The organism is Pseudoalteromonas sp. BZA4 (genome assembly GCF_040104395.1).
GTDB lineage: Bacteria > Pseudomonadota > Gammaproteobacteria > Enterobacterales > Alteromonadaceae > Pseudoalteromonas.
Genome location: NZ_JBECOT010000139.1, coordinates 1 through 1,443, shown reverse-complemented (window position 1 = coordinate 1,443; position 1,443 = coordinate 1). Strand labels below are relative to the sequence as shown.

1 protein-coding gene and 1 pseudogene are annotated in these 1,443 nt (G+C 38.3%); both read right to left on the bottom strand.

The features are described 5' to 3' along the window. Nucleotides 1-670: pseudogene (locus ABMY41_RS21740) on the bottom strand (flagellin); the annotation flags it as partial. A 438-nt stretch (nucleotides 671-1,108) separates the two neighbouring features. Further along, nucleotides 1,109-1,443, bottom strand: a 335-nt coding sequence (locus ABMY41_RS21735; protein WP_349276260.1) for a flagellin, incomplete at its 5' end; no start/stop codon positions are given.

The window sequence follows — 1,443 nt, the reverse complement described above, 5'->3', positions numbered from 1 at the left end:
ATTTTGCAGTAGAATTAGCAACAATATTTATTACTTCGTCTGCACCGTTTTGACCTTTAATGGTAATATCACCACCAGTAAGACCATTATTCGCTGGATCAGCTCCTGCAGCTGTAGCTTGCCCAAAGCCCGTTGCAGACGTAAGATTAAATTGCTTAGTACCTATATCTTCCGCAGCCACACTTGATAGTGAAACATTGATAATCTCGTTAGCATTAGCGCCTACCTGAAAAGCTTTAGTACCAAAGTCGCCATTTAATAATTGCTGACCACCAAACGATGTAGTATCAGCAATTCGTGTTAACTCTGTTTGGAGCGCACTTACTTCTTTTTGGAGCGCATTACGATCTTCATAAGAATTAGAACCATTTGCTGATTGCAACGCTAGTTCTCGCATACGTTGTAGTATGTTAGTTGACTCATTCATTGCCCCTTCAGCAGTTTGTGCCATTGAGATACCATCGTTAGCGTTACGTTGGGCTACTGCTAAACCATTTACTTGTGAAGTTAAACGGTTTGAAATTTGTAGGCCAGCAGCATCATCTTTTGCGCTATTGATACGCATACCTGACGCTAAGCGCTCCATAGAGGTTGCTAGACCTTGCCCTGAACGAGAAAGGTTACGCTGAGCGTTTAATGAAGATACATTTGTATTTACTGTTAAAGCCATGATAAAACTCCTGATTACTTTCGTAATATATCTGTTTTGATTTAACCAAGAACTTTCACAAATTGTATGTTCAAGCTCCGTACTGATTAAGTTAACGGCAGATATAGATTTATCTTTAGACTTTTTTTTAAAAAAATGGATTTTATTTGAGCTTTCCAGATTAACAAACTGATTTTACTTATTTTTTTTATTTTAAAAAATTCTACTTTTTCCTCTTACGTCGCATCCCCCTCCCATTTATATCTCATTTTTTCTCTTTGTGTAAAAAGGTTTTAGGTGAATTAGTTACAAAGAGGTTAAGAGGCGCTGTGCACTTCAACGAAAAATAAGAAATTTGCGATAACAGAGCACCGAGCAAATTACCGCCCAGCTATTTTAATGTTCCGCAACAAAAAAGCGCAACCTGTGCGCTTTTCGTATATAAAAATATAAATTTAATTAACCACCTAGCAAGCTGATAGCCGCTTGTGGTATTTGGTTTGCTTGCGACAAGATTGATGTACCCGCTTGTTGCAAGATTTGGTTTTTAGTCATATGTGCTGTTTCTGTTGCAAAGTCGGTATCTTGTATACGGCTACGAGATGCAGATACGTTTTCCTGAATATTGGCAAGATTACTAATAGTGTGACCGAAACGATTTTGAGCCGCACCTAAATCAGCACGTTGGCTATCAATTTCAGCTATGGCAGCATCAATAATAGCTAAAGCATCTTGTGAGCCTGTTTGTGTTCTAATATCCACTTCATCAACCCCTACAGATGAACTCGATATAG